This window comes from Rhizobium brockwellii (assembly GCF_000769405.2).
GTDB classification, from domain to species: Bacteria; Pseudomonadota; Alphaproteobacteria; order Rhizobiales; family Rhizobiaceae; genus Rhizobium; species Rhizobium brockwellii.
This window is the reverse complement of sequence record NZ_CP053439.1, coordinates 1,034,610-1,055,445: the sequence shown is the minus strand read 5'-3', so window position 1 is coordinate 1,055,445 and position 20,836 is coordinate 1,034,610. Positions and strand designations below refer to the sequence as shown.

At 63.0% G+C, this 20,836-nt stretch carries 22 protein-coding genes; 3 read left to right on the top strand and 19 right to left on the bottom strand.

Going from position 1 to position 20,836, the window contains the following annotated elements; all coding sequences use genetic code 11:
* Positions 1-81: 81 nt before the first annotated feature.
* The 11 genes from RLCC275e_RS05410 to RLCC275e_RS05360 all read right to left on the bottom strand — a co-directional run bounded on the left by RLCC275e_RS05410 (position 82) and on the right by RLCC275e_RS05360 (position 11,326).
* Positions 82-1,491, bottom strand: a complete 1,410-nt coding sequence (locus RLCC275e_RS05410) for a sensor histidine kinase (RefSeq protein ID WP_003557949.1) — start codon at positions 1,489-1,491, stop codon at positions 82-84.
* Complete coding sequence (locus RLCC275e_RS05405) at positions 1,488-2,243, bottom strand: response regulator transcription factor (protein WP_017993454.1); 756 nt, start codon at positions 2,241-2,243, stop codon at positions 1,488-1,490. The genes RLCC275e_RS05410 and RLCC275e_RS05405 overlap by 4 nt, the downstream gene beginning before the upstream one ends.
* 66 nt (positions 2,244-2,309) lie before the next feature.
* Positions 2,310-3,905, bottom strand: a complete 1,596-nt coding sequence (locus RLCC275e_RS05400; RefSeq protein ID WP_003557945.1) for a Do family serine endopeptidase — start codon at positions 3,903-3,905, stop codon at positions 2,310-2,312.
* Positions 3,906-4,107: 202 nt separating this feature from the next.
* Complete coding sequence (locus RLCC275e_RS05395) at positions 4,108-4,563, bottom strand: cytochrome c-type biogenesis protein (RefSeq protein ID WP_130707419.1); 456 nt, start codon at positions 4,561-4,563, stop codon at positions 4,108-4,110.
* Positions 4,560-6,557 carry a heme lyase CcmF/NrfE family subunit gene (locus RLCC275e_RS05390; RefSeq protein WP_171891354.1) on the bottom strand — a complete coding sequence of 666 codons (1,998 nt, stop codon included), beginning with the start codon at positions 6,555-6,557 and terminating at the stop codon, positions 4,560-4,562. Before RLCC275e_RS05390 ends, RLCC275e_RS05395 begins: the two co-directional genes overlap by 4 nt.
* A complete protein-coding gene (gene ccmE, locus RLCC275e_RS05385; RefSeq protein WP_003557939.1) occupies positions 6,554-7,066 on the bottom strand; it encodes a cytochrome c maturation protein CcmE in 513 nt (170 codons plus the stop codon). Before ccmE ends, RLCC275e_RS05390 begins: the two co-directional genes overlap by 4 nt.
* The gene (ccmI, locus tag RLCC275e_RS05380) at positions 7,063-8,262 is read right to left on the bottom strand and encodes a c-type cytochrome biogenesis protein CcmI (RefSeq protein ID WP_432444030.1); all 1,200 of its coding nucleotides are present in this window, start codon (positions 8,260-8,262) and stop codon (positions 7,063-7,065) included. Before ccmI ends, ccmE begins: the two co-directional genes overlap by 4 nt.
* Before the next feature lie 154 nt (positions 8,263-8,416).
* Positions 8,417-8,839 carry an RT0821/Lpp0805 family surface protein gene (locus tag RLCC275e_RS05375; RefSeq protein WP_003557935.1) on the bottom strand — a complete coding sequence of 141 codons (423 nt, stop codon included), beginning with the start codon at positions 8,837-8,839 and terminating at the stop codon, positions 8,417-8,419.
* A 118-nt stretch (positions 8,840-8,957) separates the two neighbouring features.
* The gene (locus RLCC275e_RS05370) at positions 8,958-10,361 is read right to left on the bottom strand and encodes an ATP-binding protein (RefSeq protein WP_003546769.1); all 1,404 of its coding nucleotides are present in this window, start codon (positions 10,359-10,361) and stop codon (positions 8,958-8,960) included.
* Complete coding sequence (locus tag RLCC275e_RS05365; protein WP_003557932.1) at positions 10,351-11,022, bottom strand: response regulator transcription factor; 672 nt, start codon at positions 11,020-11,022, stop codon at positions 10,351-10,353. Before RLCC275e_RS05365 ends, RLCC275e_RS05370 begins: the two co-directional genes overlap by 11 nt.
* A 55-nt stretch (positions 11,023-11,077) precedes the next feature.
* Complete coding sequence (locus RLCC275e_RS05360; protein ID WP_003557930.1) at positions 11,078-11,326, bottom strand: hypothetical protein; 249 nt, start codon at positions 11,324-11,326, stop codon at positions 11,078-11,080.
* Between the two features lie 373 nt (positions 11,327-11,699).
* Here RLCC275e_RS05360 and RLCC275e_RS05355 point away from each other — a divergent pair, with 373 nt between their 5' ends.
* Positions 11,700-12,926: an MFS transporter gene (locus RLCC275e_RS05355; RefSeq protein ID WP_033180531.1), complete on the top strand. Its 1,227-nt coding sequence runs from the start codon at positions 11,700-11,702 to the stop codon at positions 12,924-12,926.
* Between the two features lie 239 nt (positions 12,927-13,165).
* On the opposite strand, the gene RLCC275e_RS05350 is transcribed toward RLCC275e_RS05355, so the two are convergent.
* A complete protein-coding gene (locus RLCC275e_RS05350; protein ID WP_012756708.1) occupies positions 13,166-13,471 on the bottom strand; it encodes a Dabb family protein in 306 nt (101 codons plus the stop codon).
* A 50-nt stretch (positions 13,472-13,521) separates the two neighbouring features.
* Positions 13,522-14,226: a chitinase gene (locus tag RLCC275e_RS05345; RefSeq protein WP_003557924.1), complete on the bottom strand. Its 705-nt coding sequence runs from the start codon at positions 14,224-14,226 to the stop codon at positions 13,522-13,524.
* Positions 14,227-14,382: 156 nt separating this feature from the next.
* Here RLCC275e_RS05345 and RLCC275e_RS34590 point away from each other — a divergent pair, with 156 nt between their 5' ends.
* A complete protein-coding gene (locus RLCC275e_RS34590; protein ID WP_003557921.1) occupies positions 14,383-14,514 on the top strand; it encodes a hypothetical protein in 132 nt (43 codons plus the stop codon).
* Positions 14,515-14,656: 142 nt separating this feature from the next.
* Here the strand turns inward: RLCC275e_RS34590 and RLCC275e_RS05340 are convergent, their stop codons facing one another.
* From RLCC275e_RS05340 to RLCC275e_RS05325, 4 genes are all read right to left on the bottom strand, one after another.
* On the bottom strand, positions 14,657-15,217 hold the full coding sequence (locus RLCC275e_RS05340; protein ID WP_003557919.1) for a TetR/AcrR family transcriptional regulator: 561 nt from the start codon (positions 15,215-15,217) through the stop codon (positions 14,657-14,659).
* Positions 15,218-15,237: 20 nt separating this feature from the next.
* The gene (locus RLCC275e_RS05335; protein ID WP_003557917.1) at positions 15,238-15,699 is read right to left on the bottom strand and encodes a nuclear transport factor 2 family protein; all 462 of its coding nucleotides are present in this window, start codon (positions 15,697-15,699) and stop codon (positions 15,238-15,240) included.
* An 84-nt stretch (positions 15,700-15,783) separates the two neighbouring features.
* Positions 15,784-16,716, bottom strand: coding sequence for a pyridoxamine 5'-phosphate oxidase family protein (locus RLCC275e_RS05330; RefSeq protein ID WP_003557914.1), 933 nt, complete (start codon positions 16,714-16,716; stop codon positions 15,784-15,786).
* Positions 16,717-16,775: 59 nt separating this feature from the next.
* Entirely contained in the window at positions 16,776-17,387 is a 612-nt protein-coding gene (locus tag RLCC275e_RS05325; RefSeq protein ID WP_003557912.1) for a glutathione S-transferase family protein, read from the bottom strand.
* A gap of 142 nt (positions 17,388-17,529) precedes the next feature.
* Here RLCC275e_RS05325 and RLCC275e_RS05320 point away from each other — a divergent pair, with 142 nt between their 5' ends.
* Positions 17,530-18,423, top strand: coding sequence for a LysR family transcriptional regulator (locus RLCC275e_RS05320; protein ID WP_033180533.1), 894 nt, complete (start codon positions 17,530-17,532; stop codon positions 18,421-18,423).
* Positions 18,424-18,441: 18 nt separating this feature from the next.
* Here RLCC275e_RS05320 and RLCC275e_RS05315 read toward each other — a convergent pair whose 3' ends face one another.
* Together RLCC275e_RS05315 and RLCC275e_RS05310 are read right to left on the bottom strand one after the other, a co-directional pair.
* On the bottom strand, positions 18,442-18,810 hold the full coding sequence (locus RLCC275e_RS05315) for a DUF983 domain-containing protein (protein ID WP_033180699.1): 369 nt from the start codon (positions 18,808-18,810) through the stop codon (positions 18,442-18,444).
* A gap of 319 nt (positions 18,811-19,129) precedes the next feature.
* Positions 19,130-20,533 (bottom strand): aminotransferase-like domain-containing protein, encoded by a 1,404-nt coding sequence (locus tag RLCC275e_RS05310; RefSeq protein WP_033180700.1) that lies wholly within the window; start codon positions 20,531-20,533, stop codon positions 19,130-19,132.
* Positions 20,534-20,836 lie beyond the last annotated feature (303 nt).

The window sequence follows — 20,836 nt, the reverse complement described above, 5'->3', positions numbered from 1 at the left end:
CGCCTCCTTCGATCAGCATTAAACTAGGGTCTTGGTGGAAAACCGCCAATACGCGATTCAGCCGATCATCGGTCTCGGCAATCAGGCAGCCTTGGCGGGGAAGATCATGCTGACGGTCAATCCGCGCTTTTCGGGTTTGTCGGGATCGGTGTCGGAGAGTTCCAACCGGCCGTTGTGCAACTCCATCACCGCTTCCACCAGCGAAAGCCCGAGCCCCGTTCCCGGCTTCGACCGGCTTTCATCGAGGCGGACGAAGCGCTTCACCACGTCGTCGCGCCTGTCGGCCGGAACGCCGGGCCCATGGTCGGCGACCGAGAGGCAGATGCCATCCGGGCGGCGGGAAAGCTTCAGCGACACCTTGCCCGCCCCTTCGGTATCGGAGGAATATTTGATGGCATTGTCGAGCAGGTTGAAGATTGCCTGGCCGATCAGCTCGCGATTGCCCTGCACCTCGACATCGGGCTCGATGCTGAAGCTCAGGCCGAGCCCTGCCTCCTCCGCCGCCGGCTCGTAAAGCTCGGCGCTATCGGAGACGATGGCCGAAAGCTCCACCGGCGACATCTCGGCTGCGACCGATCCGGCCTCGACGCGGGAGATCATCAACAGGGCGTTGAAGGTGCGGATCAGCTGGTCCGATTCGGAAATGATCCCTTCGAGCGCGGTGCGCCGCGTCTCGCCATCGGCGATATCGAGCGCATCGGCCGCCTTGTTGCGCAGCCGCGTCAGCGGCGTTTTGAGATCGTGGGCGATGTTGTCGGAGACCTGACGCAGGCCCTCGTTCAGCTTCTCGATGCGCTCCAGCATGGTATTCAAAGACATCGACAACCGGTCGAATTCATCGCCGGATCCGCCCACCGGCAGGCGCTGTGACAGGTCGCCGGCCATGATCTTCTTGCTCGCATCCGACATGCGGTCGATGCGTTTCAGCGCGTTGCGGCCGATGGCGAACCAGATGATGACGGCGCCGAGCCCCATGATCGCCAGGGCCACCATCAGCGCCTGGCGCACCAGCAGACGGAAACGCTCGGGATCGCCGAGGTCACGGCCGATCAGGATTCTGAGACCATTGTCGAGCACGAAGATATTGGCAATCGCCCTGTGGCGGCGCTCGACGCCGCTGTCGGTATAACGCTGGTAGCCGAAGGGCGCGGAGGTCCAGCCGATCTCCTCGAAGACACCCGGCTGCACCGAGGCGACGTTGCCGGCGAGAATATCGCCCGAGGGACCGGCGATGATGTAGAGGTTGGCGCCCGGCTGGCGGGCACGTCGCTCCATCGTGCGCAGCAGAAGGTTCATGCCGCCGGTGTCAAAGGCGCGCTGCACCTGCTCCACCTCCTGCCTGACGGCGTCGCGGATCTGGCCTGTCAGCAGCCGCTCCGACATCGCCGTCACATAGAAGACGAGCGTCGCGGCGCAGATGGCGAAAAGCAGGATGTAGAGTGCCGAAAGGCGGACTGCGGTGGACTTGAAGAGAACCTTGAAACGGCTCATCCCTCGTCCTTGATCATGTACCCCGCGCCGCGAATGGTCTTCAGGAGCGGCTGGCTGTAGTCCTTCTCGATCTTCGAGCGCAGACGCGAGACATGGACGTCGATGACGTTGGTCTGCGGGTCGAAGTGATAGTCCCAGACATTTTCGAGCAGCATGGTGCGGGTCACCACCTGACCGGCATTCTTCATCAGATATTCCAGCAGGCGGAATTCGCGCGGCTGCAGCGGGATCTCCTTGCCGCCGCGGCGCACCTCGTGGGAGAGCCGGTCGAGTTCGAGATCGCCGACGCGATAGACGACGTCCTGATCCGGCGTGCCCTTGCGGCGGCCGAGCACTTCGACGCGCGCCAGCAACTCGCTGAAGGCATAGGGCTTCGGCAGGTAGTCGTCGCCGCCGGCACGAAGACCGGTCACGCGGTCATCGACCTGGCCGAGCGCGGAGAGGATGAGGACCGGCGTATGGATCGCCTTGCGGCGCAACTCGCTGATGACGGAAAGCCCGTCGCGGCGCGGCAGCATGCGGTCGATGACGATGACGTCGTAGGTATTTTCCGACCCCATGAACAGGCCGCTCTCACCGTCGCTGGCGTGATCGGCGACGATGCCCGCCTCGCGAAAGGCTTTCGTGAGGTAGACCGCGGCTTCGAGATCATCTTCGATGATGAGAATCTTCATGCGGCCGACATTACCCACCGGCTGAGTTTCGGCAAGGCTCAAAGCATCTTCCTGCGGGGCGGCGCTCATCGCGATCATCCTTCAAAGGTCAGAAGAATCGAGCCGCGCGGACCCTCGTCCGCACGGCTCCTGTTTTCTTGAGAATCAGCCCTGGCCGTTGATCGGAAGCGCCACGAAGCGGCTCCCCTCACTGGACTGGATCTGGAATAGCGCGCGGGTGCGGCCGTCCTTCTTGGCCTGGTTCAGAACCTTGACGACCTCGTCGGGGCTGGAGACCTCCTGGTTGTTGACCGAAGTGATCTTTTCGCCTTCCTTGATGCCCTTGTCGGCGGCGTCGGAGTCCGGATCGATGGCGGTGATCGCCAGGCCCTTGCCGTCATCGGAAGGACCGACCGTCAGGCCGAGATCGGCAAGCGCCTTCTCGGAAGCCGGTGCCTCAGGCTGCTGCGGCTGGCTGTTGTCATCGGCGGACGCATCCTTCTGGTCGACCGGCAGCGTGCCGAGTTCGACGGTGAGAGGCTGGGCCTTGCCGGCGCGCCAGACCGAAAGCTCGACCTTGCTGCCCGGCTGCATCGCGCCGATGCGGCGGCTGAGGTCACGAGCATCCTTGATCGTCTCACCGTTCAGCGCGGTGACGACGTCGCCGGCCTTCATGCCGGCCTTGTCACCCGGTGAACCGGCCTGCGGGGCAACGACCAGGGCGCCGCTCGGCTCGGAAAGGCCGATGGATTCGGCGATGTCCTTGGTTACCGGCTGGATCTGGACACCCAGCCAGCCGCGCGAGACCTGGCCGTCCTTCATCAGATCTGCGACGACGTCCTTGGCGGTCGAGGCGGGAATGGCGAAGGCGATGCCGACGCTGCCGCCCGACGGCGAGAAGATCGCGGTGTTGATGCCGACGACTTCGCCGCTGAGGTTGAAGGTCGGACCGCCGGAGTTGCCGCGGTTCACGGCGGCATCTACCTGCAGATAATCGTCATAAGGACCGGAACCGATATCGCGGCCGCGAGCCGAGACGATGCCGGCCGTGACCGTGCCGCCGAGGCCGAAGGGATTGCCGACGGCAACGACCCAGTCGCCGACGCGCACATTGTTGTCGTCGGCCCAGTTGACGTAGGTGAACTTCTTGCCCTTGCCGTCGACCTTCAGCACGGCGAGATCGGTGCGCGGATCCTTGCCGATCAGCTTGGCATCGAGTTCGGTACCGTCTTTCATGACGGCGACGAAAGCCTGACCATCGGAAACGACGTGATTGTTGGTGACGATGTAGCCGTCCTCAGAGATGAAGAAGCCGGAGCCCTGGGCGACGGGGCGGAGGCGACCCTTGCCGCCCGGACCATTCGGGCCACCATTCGGTCCGTTCTGGCCGAAGCGCCGCTGATGGCCCTGCTGATCATTCGGATCCTGGCCGAACTGCTTGAAGAACCGCTTCAGGGGATGATCGTCGGGAAGGTCGTCGAAGCCGCGGCCGTTGAAATCGAAGGAGAAGCCGTCATTGTTGTTGTCGGAGACGGGATTGACGCGATTTTCGACCCGGACGGAAACGACAGCCGGTGAAACGGCGTCGACGACATTGGCAAAGCTCGGAACGGCGGGCGCCTGAACCTTGACAGCTTCAGCATAAGACCGGGTGATTTCGAGCGGAACGCCGGTTGCGAGCACAGCGGCTGCGATACCGGCAACGGTAGAAGCCTTGAGCACAGTGGCGAGGGACGGACGTCCGTTGAAATTCTTGAGCATTGGAGCACCTTCTCTTGTTCTTAAATCTTCAGACCGGCGACGCCGGATCAGTCGATGAATAGAGATATAGGACGCCGCACCTTACTGCGAACTGTCCGGCCAATGAAAAGTTGGTAATGTTTGTAATGTTGCTTTTGGCCAAACGTGCCGCCGGCTTCGCTGGCGGCCAGAAATGCCCGCCTGCAGGCTCAGCCTGGGTCGATTATTTCTTCAGAAGCTCGCTCAGCCGCGCTTGCTCGCCTGCCGTCAGCTTGCTGCCGGTCGGCTTGCCCGCTCTCTTGCGCGCAAAGACCAGCAGCGACAGCCCGCCGGCCAGCACCAGCAGCACCGGCGCGCCCCAGAGCAGCACCGTCTTCATGCTGACACGCGGCTTCAACAGCACGAACTCGCCGTAGCGCGAGACGATATAGTTCAGCACCGCCTCGTCGCTGTCGCCATCGGTGATGCGCTCGCGCACCAGCAGGCGCAGGTCCTTGGCCAGATCGGCATTGGAATCGTCGATCGACTGGTTCTGGCAGACCATGCAGCGCAGTTCCGCCGAAAGGGTGCGGGCCCGCGCCTCGAGCGCCGGATCGGCCAGCACCTCGTCCGGATTGACGGCAAAGGCGGGGGCCGCCATCAGCAGCAAAGCGACAGCCAGGAGCAGACGCCGCATCATTCGGCCGGCTCCATTGCAGGAGCTGCCGGCTTTGCCGACTTCGCCTTGCGGCGCGGGGCGCCGACACGCAGGCGCCGGTCGCTGAGCGAGACAAGGCCGCCAAAGGCCATGATCACCGCTCCACCCCAGATGCAGAGAATGAACGGCTTCCACCAGATGCGCACGACGATGCCGCCATCCTTGGTGGCGTCACCCAGGGAGACATAGAGCTGGCTAAGCCCGAAGGTCAGGATACCCGCCTCCGTCGTCGGCATCTGCCGGGCAGTGTAGAGGCGCTTGGCCGACCAAGTATCGGCAACCACGACACCGGCGCGCCGGATGGTGAAGTGGCCGCGGTCCTCGGTATAGTTCGGCCCGGTCGCCGGCTGCATGCCGTCGAAATGCAGACTGTAACCGCCGGCCTCGGTCACCTCACCCGGCTTCATCTCGATGACATGCTCGCTTTGGAAGGTCGTCACCGCAACGATGCCGAGCACGGTGACGCCGAGCCCGGCATGGGCGAGCGCCGTGCCAAAGGCCGAACGCGGCAGGCCGGAAAGCCGGCGCCAGGCGAGACTGCCCGCCACCTTGCCGATGCCGGCGCGGTACCAGAGATCGGCTACCGCACCGAGGATCAGGAACAGCCCGGCAGCGAGGCCGAGCACCGAAAGCACCGGCCCGCCATGTTGGACGTAGAAGAAGACCACTGCGGCAAGGAAGGCCAGACCCGCGACGACATAGAGCCGCTGCAGGGCACCCAGCAGATCGCCGCGCTTCCAGGCGAGCATCGGCCCGAAGGGCACGATGACGACCAGCGGCGCCATCAGCAGGCCGAAGGTCAGGTTGAAGAAGGGCGCTCCGACGGAAATCTTGTCGCCGGTCAGCGTTTCCAGCAGCAGCGGATAGAGCGTGCCTGTGAGCACCGTGCCGCAGGCGACCGTCAGGATCAGATTGTTGACGACGAGCGCGCCCTCGCGCGAAATCGGCGCAAACAGCCCGCCGGCCGACAGCTTCGGCGCGCGGAAGGCGAAGAGCGACAGCGCCCCGCCGATGAAGATCAGCAGAATGCAGAGAATGAAGACGCCGCGGGAGGGATCGCTGGCAAAGGCATGCACCGAGGTCAGCACGCCGGAGCGCACCAGGAAGGTGCCCATCAGCGACAGCGAGAAGGTGAGGATGGCGAGCAGCACCGTCCAGATCTTCAGCGCCTCGCGCTTTTCCATGACAAGCGCCGAATGCAGCAAGGCGGTGCCGGCGAGCCACGGCATGAAGGAGGCGTTTTCCACCGGGTCCCAGAACCACCAGCCGCCCCAGCCGAGCTCATAATAGGCCCAGTAGGAGCCCATGGCGATGCCAAGCGTCAGAAAGGTCCAGGCAGCCAGCGTCCAGGGCCGCACCCAGCGTGCCCAGGCGGCGTCGATGCGCCCTTCCAGAAGGGCCGCAACGGCAAAGGAAAAGCAGACGGAGAAGCCGACATAACCGAGATAGAGCAGCGGCGGATGGATCGCGAGGCCGACATCCTGAAGAACCGGGTTGAGATCGCGGCCCTCGGCCGGCGCCGGATCGAGACGGAGGAAGGGATTGGAGGTCAGCAGGATGAACAGCGTGAAGGCGACCGAAATCCAGGCCTGCACGGCCAATACGTTGGCCTTCAGCGTCTCCGGCAGATTGCGGCCGAAGACGGCGACCAGCGCGCTGAACAGCGTCAGGATCAACAGCCAGAGCAGCATCGATCCCTCGTGATTGCCCCAGACGCCGGAATATTTATAGAGCAGCGGCACCAGCGAATGCGAATTCTCCCAGACGTTCTCGACCGAGAAATCCGAGACGACATGGGCATAAGTCAACACACCGAAGGAGAAAGCCACCAGCGCAAACATCGCCAGCGAGCCGATCGTCGCCACATCCATCATCGCCCGGTCATGACGGCGGGCTCCGATCACTGGAACGATGGAGAGAATGAGCGCCGTTGCCAGCGCCAGCACCAGCGCGTAATGGCCGATCTCGATGATCATGGCGTCGCCTTCACTTCCTGTCCCTGAGCTTGCTTTCCCTGAGCTTCCTTCCCAGGGTTCTCCTGGCCTTGGCCTTCCTTCCACAGCCCTTGGGATTTCAGCCTGTCGGCGACGTCCTTCGGCATATAGGTCTCGTCGTGCTTGGCAAGCACGGTGTCGGCGACGAAGACGTTGGTCCCGGCGGCAAACATGCCTTCGGTGACGACGCCCTGGCCCTCGCGGAAGAGATCGGGAAGGATGCCGGTATATTTGACCTTCACGGCATTGGTGCTGCCGTCGGTGACGGCAAATTCCACCGTTGAGCCGGTGCCGCGCACGACACTGCCCTCACCGACCAGGCCGCCGAGCCGGATGCGGGTTTCCGGCGCCACCGGCGTCTTGGCGAGATCCGCCGGCATGTAGAAATAGGCGACTGACTGGCTGAAGGCGAACATCACCAGCAGCACGGCGGCGAGGATGAAGCCCATGCCGCCGGCAATCACCGCCAGGCGCTTCTGCTTGCGCGTCATTGCGTCGCTTCCTCCGTGGCTATGCCGAGTTCCCTGGCAAGCGCCAGCAATTGCCTGCCCTGTTCGCCAGGCGGCGGAAAGGCCGCAAGCCCGCGTTTCAGGGCGCCGGCGGCGCGATCCTTGTCGTTCAATACGGCGTAAGAGCGGACGAGCCGCATCCATCCCTCGAAATTGTTCGGATCCTCGCTGAGCTTGGCATCGAGGCTCTCGACCATGCCGCGGATCATCTGCTGCCGGTCGCCGGCGTTCATCGTCTCGGCCGCTGCCACATCTTGCTGCGTGGGATTGCCCGGGGCAGCCGGATTGGCGCCCGGGGCAGCCAGATTGGCGCCCGGGGCAGCCAGATTGGCGCCCGGGGCAGCCGGATCGGCGCCTGCCTTAGCGCCGCCGTTCATGGCGATATGCTCGTTGACCAACGGCAGCCAGGGCGCATCGGCGGGTGATTGTTTTGCCAGCGTCTCGAAAGCCTGGCGCGCCTCGTTTGGCCGTCCCGCCTGCTCCATGCTGAGGGCGATGTAGAAGCGGGCACGCGGATTGTCAGGCTCCAGCGTCAGCGATTGTTCCAGCACTTGCCGCGCCTCCTCCGTCACCACGCCGTCGGAGACCGCCATCAGCGTCTCGGCAAGGCCATCGAGCCGGACGGGGCTCGGGCCGAGAAGCCGGATGGCATTACGATAGGCCAGTTGCGCGTCGTTGACGCGCATCGTGCGGAAATAGATCGGCGCCAGCACGTCCCAGCCCTTGCCGTCATCGGGGTTCACCGCCAGGTGCCGTTCCGCCTTGGTGATCAGCACCGCCACGTCGTTGCCAGGGTTTTCCAGCCGCGCTTCCAGCGGCTGCGAGGGCAGGTCCGGCCTGCCCGTCGTCAAATAAAGACAGAGCCCGAGAACCGGCAGGACCAGGAGAACGAAGGCTTCGGTGAAACGATGATGCCGGGCGGGTTTCGGCGTCTGAGCCGGCTCGTCGGCAGAGACGGCGATCAGCCGCCGGCCGATTTCCGCCCTGGCGTAATCGGCCTCCTCCGGGGTGATCAGCCCGCCATCGAGATCGCGGTCGAGTTCGCGCAACTGATCGCGATAGACCGCCGCCTCGCCCGCACGGATATTATCCGCCGCCTTCGCTCCGCGCAGAAGGGGGTAGAGCAGGATGACGGCGAGGGCTGCCGTCAAAGCGGCAACGAGAATCCAGAACAGCATGTCGCCCAAATACGTGAAGCGCGTCTTCATTCCAACTGCCAAAGCCGGAATGACGAAGATTTGAGGTTAGCACATAATCCCTGTGCGCTGGTTTAAAGCTACAGAGCGTCCTTGGCGCGTCCTGTCGGACGCGCGGCGCTCTATTGGCCGCAATTCAGAGCGGCGACCAGCTTCCGTCGTCATTGCGGCAGGCAGCGCCGCGCACCACCGTGTCCTTACCGTCGACGGTCAGCGTATGGGTATATTGCCGGCAGTTCTGCGAGCCGACCTGATAGGGTGCGGCCGCGACGACCTTACCGGTGACGTCCTTGCCGGTCCAGAGCACCGGCTGGCCGACGGCGGCCCCTTCCAGCGCCCGATATTCCGCCTCGAGCGCCCGCTGCTTATCGCTGTCGGTCAAGCTCACGCCGCTGCGGCCGACAATGCCGCCCTGCAGCGCGGTGATGAAGGCGGCCGATGCGGAGGGCTTGCTCGAAAAAATGCCGCGCGAAGCGGCACTCTTCGTCGTCGTGCAGCCGGACAGCGCGACGGCGACGAGAAGAGCGGAAGCGATCATGCCTTGCGAGCGTAAAATCATTGCGTCGAACCACGATCAGGGGTCAATTTCAGCCGATCGAAGTGCAGCGTCCCCGTGTCAGCATTAAGGCAAAGCATGCTATACATTTGCCAGTATCTTTGTGACATCAAGCAGTTGCTCATGCAACATCCTTTGTGACGCCAGGCAGGATAAGCTTCGCCTTCAGCCCACCCCATTCACCGCGGGAAAGCTCGAGCCGTCCCTGGTATTCGTTGGAAATCTCGGTGACGATCGAAAGGCCGAGCCCGGTTCCAGGCTTGCTTTCGTCAAGCCGGCGGCCGCGCTTCAGCGCCTCGCGGATCTGGTCCGGTTCCAGGCCCGGCCCGTCATCCTCGACGGCGAGTTCCACCCAGTGGCGGCGAGCGCTCGCCTCAACTCCCTTCACATCCTCGCCGGCCTCGACGGCCGAAAGCCGCACCCGGCTTTTGGCAAAACGCGCCGCATTTTCCAGGAGATTGCCGACGGTCTCCTCGAGATCCTGCTGCTCCATGGCAACGGCCAGATGCGGCGGCGAGACGACGAGATCGAATTCGGTATCGACGTTCAGCCGGCGCATGACGCGCACCAGCCGCTCGAGCGCCGGCTCGGCATCGGTGCGGGCGAGCACGGATTCGCGCTGCGCGGCGATGCGCGCCCGATTGAGATAGGACTGCACCTGCCCCTGCATCGCTTCCGCCTGGCTGCGCACCAGCTCACCATGGGATTTCTCCAGGACGCGCGCCTCGTTGAGAAGCACGGCGATCGGCGTTTTCAGCGAATGCGCCAGATTGCCGACCTGCATGCGGGCCCGCTCGACGATGCGCCGGTTGCTGTCGATCAACGCGTTCACCTCGTTGGCGAGCGGCAGGATTTCGCGCGGAAAGTCGCCTTTCAGCTGTTCGCTCTCGCCGGCGCGGATGCGCTCCAATGCGGCACGTGCCTTGTCGAGCGGCTTCAGGCCGTAGAGAATCGCCAGCGCGTTGACGATCAGGCTGCCGACACCGAAACCGGCGAGCGCCAGATAGAGGCTGTGCGAAAAGGTGCGCACGTCGTCCTCGACGACATCGACATTGCCGGTGACGCGGACGCGCGCCGCGCGGCCGTCGGTATCGAGCACCACTTCGGTTTCGGCCACCTGCACGCGGTTCCCGGAGGCATCCGTCACCTGATAGTAGCGCTCGTAATTCTTGTCGAAGGGCGCCTCTACGACGGAGGGAACCGGGATGAGCGCCGAGCCGAGCGAAGGCGACACCAGCGGCGCGGTCGTATAGGTGCCGAGCGGCTCCACCACCCAGTACCAACCGGTCTTCGGCTGGGCAAAACGCAGGTCGCCAAGCTGCGGACTGCCGCTGAGAGCGCCCTGATCGCCGATCGTCACCGAATTGATGACGTTGTAGAGCTGCGCCCGCAACAGATCCTGGAAACCGCGTTCGGCGCTCTTGCGGTAGAGGGTGGAGATCAAGAGGCCGATCACCACCAGCGCCACCGTCGACCAGACCGTGGTCAGCAGCAACACACGTGCGGTGAGCGACTTAATTCGCATGTTTCGGCGCTTGGATGCGGTAACCGAGACCGCGCACCGTTTCGATCAGGTCGACTCCCATTTTCTTGCGCAGGCGGCCGACGAAGACCTCGATCGTGTTGGAATCACGGTCGAAATCCTGGTCGTACATATGCTCGACCAGTTCGGTGCGCGAGACGACCTCGCCCATGTGATGCATGAGATAGGAAAGCAGGCGATATTCGTGCGAGGTCAGCTTCAGCGTCGCGCCGTTGACCGTCGCCTTCGAGGATTTGGTATCGAGCCGCACCGGCCCGCAGATGATCTCGGATGAGGAATGCCCGGCCGCACGCCGGATCAGCGCCCGAAGGCGGGCCAGCACTTCCTCGACATGGAAGGGCTTGGTGACGTAGTCGTCGGCACCGGCATCGATGCCGGCGACCTTGTCGCTCCAGCGGTCGCGCGCCGTCAGGATCAGCACCGGCACACCGCGGCCGGCGCCACGCCATTTTTCTAGAACGGTGACCCCGTCCAACTCCGGCAGGCCGATATCGAGGATGATGGCGTCATAGGGTTCGGTGTCGCCGAGGAAATGGCCTTCCTCGCCATCGAACGCCTGGTCGACGACATAGCCCGCCTCCTTCAGCGTGTCGGCCAGCTGCCGGTTCAGATTAACGTCGTCTTCGACTACCAGGATGCGCATCGGTCCGCCTTTGTCCGCTTCAAATCAATCAATGTCCTGAATAAGCCGATTCCGCCTACATCGGAACCTTTACCGTGACTTTGCGTGGGCGCTGTCCATTGCCCTGCACAAGAACGGTGATGATGCAGGTGTCGCCCACCGGTTGCACCGACAGCAGCTGGCCGCCGGTCTGCTCGACGACCTGGGCAGCGGCAGCGCTGCAATCGCCTCCGATACGCACGACAAAAGTGCTCGTGGCGTCCGGTGAGGGCGCCGATACCACCAGTCCGGCGGCCAATGCTGCGACGCTCAGAGGAAAGGCCATGTGTTATGCTTTCAAGGTAATGCCAACTTGCCCCGAATATGTACTCACGCGACCTGAATGGCAAATGAATGCGCTGTAATGCAGGGTGTTTAGAACTGTTCTCGACTGTTCGAGGCAGCCGGTTTCAGGGCCTGGAAAACGCCGCGGCAGCAAACTACGGCCACCGCCATTCCATCCAAAAACGATGGCCTCCAGCCTTATCCACGCGTTCTTTATCAGCTCCCGTAAAGGCGGGGAGCCGGCGGGACCGACACCACAGTCTTTGTCTGCGAATCGGCCGCGCCGTTCCGATTCCTGCCGACCGCAGCTTTCACGGGCCGGTTGAAACTGTTATGTCCTTGCCGCCCCCACATTTCAGACCGTTTCAGCACCAATGCCAAAATCCTCCCGCTTCCGCTCGGCGCAGACGGTCACCGTCCTTGCCGTTACCCAGCTGATCGGCTGGGGCACGACGTTCGACATGCTCGGGGTCATGGGCCGCGTCGTCGCGCCGGATCTCGGCCTGGCGAACGAAGTGGCGTTTGCCGGCCTGACGATCATGATGGTGGTCAGCGCCATTGTCGGTCCGGCGACCGGCCGATGGCTCGGCCGCTATGGTGCTGCCCGTGTGCTTTCGGCCGCCTCGCTGACCTTTGCGCTCGGGCTGCTTCTGCTTGCCGCCGCAAACGGCATCGTGCTTTATGCCAGCGCCTGGGTCATCATCGGCATCGGCGGCGCATTTGGTCTTTCGGCGCCGGCCTATACCGCCGTCGTCGAGCGCGAAGGGGCGAACGGCAAACGCGTCATCGCCATCCTGATGCTGTTCACCGGGCTTTCGAGCGCCATCTTCTGGCCGATCCTCAGCCTGCTCAACGAGGCGGTCGGCTGGCGCCTCACCTTCCTGGTCTGCGCAGCGCTGCAATTCTTCATCTGTCTGCCGCTGCATCTTTTCGCCCTGCCGAAGCCGATCGCAACACATGTCGAAGGCGGCACAGCCGAAATCGCCCCGGTGCCGCTGTCAAAGGCCAAGCAGCGCAAAGCCTTCCTGCTGATTGCCGCGACGACGACGATCTCGACCTTCGTCACCTTCGGCATCTCCCCGTCGCTGCTCGAAATCTTCCGCCAGTCCGGCGCCTCGCCAGCCTTCGCGCTGCAGCTCGGCTCGGCGCGCGGCTTCCTTGGCATCTCGGCGCGCTTCCTCGACATGCTGCTCGGCCGGCACGGCAACCCCATGCTCAGCGCGGTCATGGGCATCAGCCTGATGATGATCAGTTTCCTGATGATGCTGGTCGCCAGCCCGTCGACACCGCTGCTCGTCACCTTCACCCTGTTCTATGGCTTCGGCACCGGCGTCATGACCGTCGCCCGCGCGCTGCTGCCGCTGGCGCTGTTTTCACCGCGCGAATTCGGACTGCAATCGGCCAGGCTGTCGCTGCCGCAAAATCTCGCCAACGCCATCGCCCCGGTCATCTTCACCGCCATCCTCGACCGCGCCGGCACCGGCCCAGCGCTCTTTGCCTGCGCCGTTCTCGCGGCCTTGTCGCTGGCCTTCGTGCTGATGCTGATGGCGCTGGTGCGCGGTGCCCGCGCATCAGAGTCAGCCATTCTTAATGTCTCTTGATTATCATCCAAGCATGGACGAGCGCGGCTTTCCGTCCATACGCCGCAACCGCTGCGGCAACCAGATCATGAACCAGAAGCCGCTTTTGACGAATCTTTTGAATCGCTTGCCGCCGCTTTTTCGAAAGTTGAGTCCGGTGCTTCGGAAGTTGAGTCAGCTTCCGGGCGACCCGAATCCGGAAAATCATTCATCCAGTTGAAATTTCAATGGAATACAGCGTGGCCAAACGCTCTCGCAGGTCAGAGCGGCCGCGTCACAGCCGTGCGGTTATCGTAGTCGGCGGCGATGCGCTTTTCCCGGAGCGGCCGCACGCGATCGATCGAGAGCTGATAATCGGGATGCGCCTTGTAGGCGGCAAGGGCCGCCTCGTCGTCGAATTCGCCATAGACTACGAGATCGATCTCGGTGCCCAGCTGATCGGTCTTCACATTGGTGCCGATTTCCAGCAGCCGCGCATGCGGAATGCCGGTCAGTATAGAAAGCCCGGCCCTCACCTCCTGCAGATGTTCCTCCTGCACGGTGAAGAATACGATATGACGGATCACGCGGAAGCTCCTGTCAGATTTATCAAAATGATGAAGCGACCTTGGCGCACCTATCGGAGGCGCGGCGCTCCAGCTGTCAGCCGGGCGATAACACGCGCGCCCCAGGCCTTCAACCGCGCGAGCATGCCACGGGCCGCATCGGGACGTATCGCCGCATCGAAGACCATGGCATAGGCGGCGAGCTTTTCCGCCCGGTCGGTGCCATTGACGATGCGGCGCGCATTCACCCAATCCGCGGTCGTCGCGTTCAGGTGATCGGCGAGCTTGTGGCCGGTAAAACTTCCCTGCAGCATGCCCTCGATCAGGATCGTCACCGCCGCATCCATCTCCATCGCCCGGTCGGGGTCGGCAACGAGGTCGATCCCCGTCAGCCCACTCATCGCCTCGTAGTTCCGCTTATGGGTGAGCTGCACCAGGCCGCGTCCGAGCCAACTGCGGCCATCCTCGTCCGGCCGCCAGTAGGGCGTCTTTACCCAGGAGAGCCGGCCTGCGACAAAGGCCGTCTCGAGGATCTCGACCGCGCGCGCATCGCTTTCCGCCAACGTCTCACGCACCGGCTGCATCGTATAGGCGGTCTCGTGATAAGCGGTTGCGAGGATATAGGCGAGCCACCGCCGGTCGGCATCGGCAAACCGTTGTTCCCAGGCGTCGAGAATCGCGGTGATGCCCACTACCTGAGGCTGAGTCAGGTTTCCCTTGAAGAGTCCGTGCCGTACCGTATCGAAAAAGAATGCCCGGTCCATGTGGACAACCATTCCGCGCTTCCCTCGAATGTCATGGTTAAAACCGTCTTAATCGATTAAATTCTATTTAATCGTTTAAAGTGTTTAAGCCACTGATTTACACGCCTTTTGTCTTGTGCAATGCATCTTCCTGCCCCGAAGCCTTACCACGAACAGAGGAGACTTCCGATGCAGACGCCCGCCAGTACCCAAACCACCATTCCCCAGCATGTCGTCGACCAGATGGAAAACGAATGGCGCCAGATTCGCCCTGAACGGGAAAATACGCGCCCGGCCCAGCAGCCTCAACAGCAACGCTGAAATATACGCAAAGCGCTACCAATGTAAGATCGAGCGCCGCCCAGCGTCCGATCAATGCCCCGGCCAGTCGATCGTGGCCGGGTGAATTTTTCACAGGGCAATAGACGCCCCAGCGGTTTGCCCCTCATCACATTACCGCCCCTCATCGCATCACAGCATCGAGCCGTTTCGCCAGCGTGTCCAACGATCGGGTGAAAACCATCCTGTCATCAAGCGCACGCGACAGCACCAGTGCGCCCTGAATACCGGAGACGCCCTCCTCGGCGAGCGTTTGCGCCTCCTCCTCCGGGCAGCCTGCCCGCATCAGCGCCGAACGCAAGGCGTCGATCCAGCGGATGAAATAGTCGCCGATCGCTGCCGAAAACCGCTCGCGGGTATCGTCAAGCGCGAAGGCACCGACGAGGCAGATGCGGCGGCCGGAGCGGAAGTAGTCATTCACATTTGTCCACATCGCCGCGATCGCCCGATGGGCGTCGTCTTTTCTCAGCGGCCGATAGATCGCATGTTCGAACCAGGCATCGACATCGGCGAGCACCGATCTTGCCATCTCCTCCTTGCCGCCCGGAAAGAAGTGGTAGAGGCTGCCCTTGCCGATGCCGGTGCGTTCGGTGATGCGGCTGAGCGACGTGCCCTCATAGCCGAGCTCGCGGAAGATTTCGGCGAGCAGCGGTACGATGTCGGCGCGTTCGTAGACGGTCTTCACCCGTGGCTTCCCTGGCGTGTTTAGAGGCCGAGTTCAGTCAGACCGGGATGGTCGTCCGGCCGCCTGCCGAGCGGCCAATGGTACTTGCGCTCCGATTCCCGGATCGGCAGGTCGTTGATGCAGGCGAAGCGGCGCTGCATCAAGCCGCCGGCGTCAAATTCCCAGTTCTCGTTGCCATAGGAGCGGAACCAATTGCCGCTGTCATCGTGCCATTCATAGGCGAAGCGCACGGCGATGCGATGATCGGTGAAGGCCCAGATCTCCTTGATCAGCCGGTAATCCAGCTCCTTTACCCATTTGCGGGTGAGGAAAGCGACGATCTCGGCGCGGCCGGTGACGAATTCGGCGCGGTTGCGCCAGCGGCTGTCCGGCGTATAGACGAGCGAGACGCGCTCGGGATCACGGCTGTTCCAGCCATCCTCGGCAAGACGGACTTTCTGGGTGGCGGTCTCAAGGGTGAAAGGCGGGACGAGGCTGGACATAGGTTCTCCGGGCGCTCCTGTACTGACGGTTATCGTTGTACTGATCGGTACAATGATTGGCAAGTCGGTTCGAGGCTGCGTTTCTCAAAGGCCGGGAGGCAGGCGCCACCGCAGCGGCAGGGCATCCGGGCGAAGCACGATCTTTTGCGGCGTGAAACGCCACAACCTTTCCGCCCGTTGAAAGGTGGCGATCTCCGGCGAATCCAGCAGCACCTCGGCCCTGCCCGACATCTGCAGCATGTCGCCGGTTTCGAAATCGATGAAGACCAGCCCTGCCTTCGGGTTGACGAGGAAATTACCCAGCGTGTTGAAGAACCGATTGCCGGGGAAATCGGGAACGGTCAGCACGCCGTCGGGGCCGACACGCACGAAGCCGGCATTGCCGCCGCGATGGGATACGTCCACCTGCCGCTCGCCATTGTCGCGGTCGACATAAGAGGCGACGAAAAACGTATCGGCGCCCTCGATCATCCCTAGCGCCCGATCGTCGAGTTGGCCGGAATGAAGCGTCGGCATCGCCGTCGGCAGATCCGGATCGCGGACGAAGGCGGAAGAGCGAAGCTGGATATATTGCGGGCAATTGCCGAAGCTCTGGCCGACACCTACCTGGAAAGCTCCAGCTTCCGTCCTGCGGATCACGCCGTTCAGCCGGTTGCGCCGCCGGGTCTCGAGCTGGATGCCGAGCATTCCAATCGCGTCACCATCCTCCATGCCGGCATCGGCAGGATCGGCTGCGTCGCGCGGCAGCCGGACCTCGAGAATTTCCGGCTCCGGCGAGGCCATGAAACCCGGGCGCTCGGCCCTGACCGTTGCCCAGACATCGCCCTTGGCATCGACCGCGCCAAGCACGACGAAAGGCAGCATCGGAAAGAAGGCGCGATGCTGCTCCGGCATGGCCTTGCGGACGAAATTCCGGCCCGGCCCGTCCATGCGTTCGGCGACACCGACACTGCGCTGCATGGCGAGTTCGCCCGCATGCCAGGGCGATGTGGCGTCCTGTCTTGTCTGTTCCTGCATCACGGCCTCCTTTTGGGCAGCATTTGGGAACCGGGACAGCGACCTGCCCCGGCGGCTTGTCACGCGGCAAGGCCAATCTTCGTCTTGCGAAAACCGACGAAACCCGGCAGGGCCTCGATGCGGGCAAGCCAGGCACGAACACTTGGATAGGCCGAGATATCGACATTGCCTTCCGGCGCATTGGCGATGTAGCTGTATAGCGCCACGTCGGCGATCACAGGATTGTCGCCGAGCAGGAAGCTGCGGCTATGGAGCTCCGCCTCGATCAGCGCAAGAATGCGGTGCGCCCGGGCAATCACCTCGTCGGTGCGAAAATCGGCGCCGAAGACCGTGACCAGGCGCGCAGCACAGGGTCCGTAAGCGATCTCGCCTGCTGCAACGGAGAGCCATTTTTGTATCCGCGCCGCGGCCACCGCCTCTTCCGGCAACCAGTCGGTGCGGCCATATTTGCGCGCGAGATAGACAAGGATGGCAGAAGAATCGGCAATGACCGTGCCATTGTCGTCGAGCACCGGCACCTGGCCAAAGGGATTGAGCTTCAGAAAGTCCGGCGCCTTGTGGGCGCCAGCCGCCAGGTCGACCTCGACCAGTTCATAGGGCACGCCAAGCAGCGACAGGAACAGGTGAGCCCGGTGGGCATGGCCGGAAAGCGGGTGATGGTAGAGTTTCATGATGGTTCCTTTGGTCTTTCGATCGACGGGACGCGGTTGGCGATGGCCGCTTCGAACCATCTGCGGTCTATTTACTGCCTTCCATCCAGCAGCAGTAGAATGCTAATCTGGAAGGCATCTTACCGATTCATGGAAGGATAGAATGGACCGCCTCGACGCTATGACCGTGCTTCTTGCCGTTGTGGAACAGGGCAGCCTCTCGGCCGCCTCACGGCATCTACGATCCCCGCTCGCAACCGTCAGCCGCAAGGTTTCGGAGCTGGAAGCACATCTCAACGCCCAGCTGCTGCAACGGAGCAACCGGAAGGTCATGCTGACAGAGGCCGGCCGCTCCTATGTCGAGGCGGCACGGGAAATTCTCGATCGGGTGGAAGAGGCGGAACGGACGGCGGCCGGCGAATACAGCGCCCCGAAGGGCGAGCTGACGATGACCGCGCCGATCGTCTTCGGGCGGCTGCATGTCTTGCCGGTCGTCGTGGATTTCCTGAAAGCCTATCCCGATATCAATCTGCGGCTGATGCTTGGCGACCGGCTGTCGAACCTCGTCGAGGATCATATCGACGTGGCGCTGAGGATCGGCAACCTGCCTGATAGTAACCTGATCGCCACAAGGCTCGGCGCGATCCGCCGCACAGTCTATGCCAGCCCGGACTATCTCACACGGCACGCCCTCCCCCGGCATCCAGGCGATCTCGCCGGGCACGACTGCGTCACCTTCGAGGGTATGACCTCGATGCTGAGCTGGACATTCATTGAAGGGAGACATGATCTCGCGGTGCCGATCCGCTCGCGGCTTGCCGTCAACACCGCCGAGGCCGCGGTCGATGCGGCTGTCGCCGGCCTCGGCGTCACCCGCGTGCTCTCCTACCAGGCCGCACGCGCCGAGATGGCCGGCCTGCTGGTGCCGCTGCTCCAAGATTTCGAACCGCCGCCGGCGCCGGTGCATCTCGTCTATCCCGCGCAGGGACTGGTGCCCCTGAAACTGCGGGCGCTGCTCGATTTCGCGACGCCGCGCCTGCGCGCGACGCTGAAATAGGCCCCATAGAACCGGGATCTAGGCGAGCTTGCCCTCTTCCGCCTTGTAGAAATACTGACTGGCGACCAGCCAGCCCTTCAGCGGCCGCAGTGGCGGAATGCAGGTGGCGAGCATGAAGGGACCGGTGACCAGAAGCTGCACCCAGATCGGCGCCGAAAATGCCACTTCCAGCCAGACGCCGAGCAGCACGCTCGGGACGCAGGCGAAGCAGATGACGAAGAAGGCCGGACCGTCGGCCGGATCGGCGAAGGAATAATCCAGACCGCAGACCTCGCATTCCGGCTGCAGCGTCAGGAAGCCCTTGAACATATGACCCTGGCCGCAACGCGGGCAGCGTCCCCTAATGCCGGTCTGTATCGGAGGAAGTGGGGGATATTCCGTATCCATGACGATCTCGCTTTCCTGTACCGCGGACATTGATGCAATCAATATCCTTATATGTATGCATGCAATATAATTACATTATGGAGAAATTACCAGTCAATTCGTCAGAATGACGCAGATCTCCCGGCGCTGGCGGCAAGCTGACTGCAGATTTCTGAAAAAGAATTTGGGGCCGCAGCCAGGCCTGGCAGCATGGACGGGTACGACGTAAACGTGACGGCTATGCTTCGCCATGCCCGGACAGCTTAGGGCGCGACCGATCTGATTCCCGACCGCTTCCGGATTTCGTCCATGCCTGATCAGCTCAAGGCGGATTTCTGCGTCAGAAAAACGAAGCCGCCATTTCCGGCGGGCCTTCCAGCGCGTGGGCCATGAATTCCAGTGCGCCCTGCAGTTTCTCCCGGGTGATCGGCCCGCCAAGGCAGACGCGCACGGCCTCGGGTGCGACGCCATCGACCGTGAAGGCATCGCTTGCGACGACGCCGATGCCGGAAGAGCGGGTATGGCTGCCGAAGGTGGAACGGGTCCAGCCGTTGGAGAGCGGCAGCCAGATGTTGAAGCTGATCGGGTCGGCGCGGTAGCTGCCGGCTGGCAGGATGGCAGCGACCATCTGCTGGCGGGCAGCGGCTTCGGCGCGGATGAAACGCAGGATCGTATCGGCGGTGCCGTCCTCGATCCAGCGGGTGGCGAGCGCCACGGTCAGCGGCGAGGCCATGACATTGTTGGCGCGCATGGCGCTGACGAAGGGCCACACGGCCTTGCTGTCCGGCGCCACGACATAGGCAAGGCGCAGACCCGCGCCGATGCATTTCGCCAGCCCGCCGATATGCCAGGTCAGATCGGGCGCTGTTGCCGCGAGCGGCGCCGGGCCGTGCTGCGGAATGAAGCCGTAGGCATCGTCCTCGACGATCGGCACGTGATATTTGCGGGCAACCGCGCAAATCTCCTCGCGGCGCCTGGCCGGGATGGTCAGCGTCGTCGGATTCTGCAGCGTCGGATTGAGATAGAGCGCCTTCGGCTTCAATCTCTCGCAGGCTTCAGCAAAGGCGTCCGGCAGGATACCGTCCTCGTCCATCGGCAGACCGGTCAGATTGAGCCGCAGCTGGGCGGCGATCGAGCGCATGCCGGGATAGGTGATGATTTCCGAAAGCACGGTTTCGCCTGGTTTTGCCAGCAGGCCGAAGATCGCCAGCAGGGCCGGATGGGCGCCTGGTGTGACGAAGATGCGCTCCTGCGAGGGCACCAGCCCGCGACGGCTGAGCCAGGAGGCAGCGGCCTCCTTGTCCATGCTGGAGCCGCCGAAACCCTGGTAGCGCAGCAGCGGAATGAGGTTCGCCGCCACCGCCGACATGCCCTCGCGCATGCGGGCGATTAGCTCGGGGTCGTGCGTCTCCGGGGGCATGTTCATCGAGAAATCGACGATGGAGGCGCGGCGGGGATCGGGCGCGGCGTCGGGCGCGAATCCCTGGCGCTCCTTGTCGGCACCACCGGTAACGAAAGTGCCTCGGCCGACATGCGAATCCACAAGCCCGCGCTTCTGCGCCTCGACATAACCTCTCGCCACCGTCGTGAAATCGACATTCAGCCGCTTGGCGAGTTCGCGTTGCGGCGGCAGCCGGTCCCCAACCACCAGATGCCCGCTCCGCAGATCCATTTCGATCACATCGGCGATCGCCATATAGCGGGGGCTGCTACTGCGGCTGAGATCGGGATGCCAGTCTTTCATGTCGTGATCCGTGTCAGTCTGATTCCTGATAGGATTGACCGTATATTGTTGCACAGTGCCGATGTCATCAAAAAATATTATGCCGACAAGATTGGAGAGGCTGGTCGATGGAATGGCGTAATGTTGCGCTCTATGAGATTTTACGGAAATCGCAATTTTCCAACCGATTTGATCCCGGATTGAATGCATTGCGCAGGCTCCCACGGAATTGGCGATTCCCTTGCCGCATTCCCCAGCGATTCAAAGTGCTAAGCGTCCTTTGCGCGTCTGAAAGATGGGCGGCGCTGTAGCCCCTTGGATATT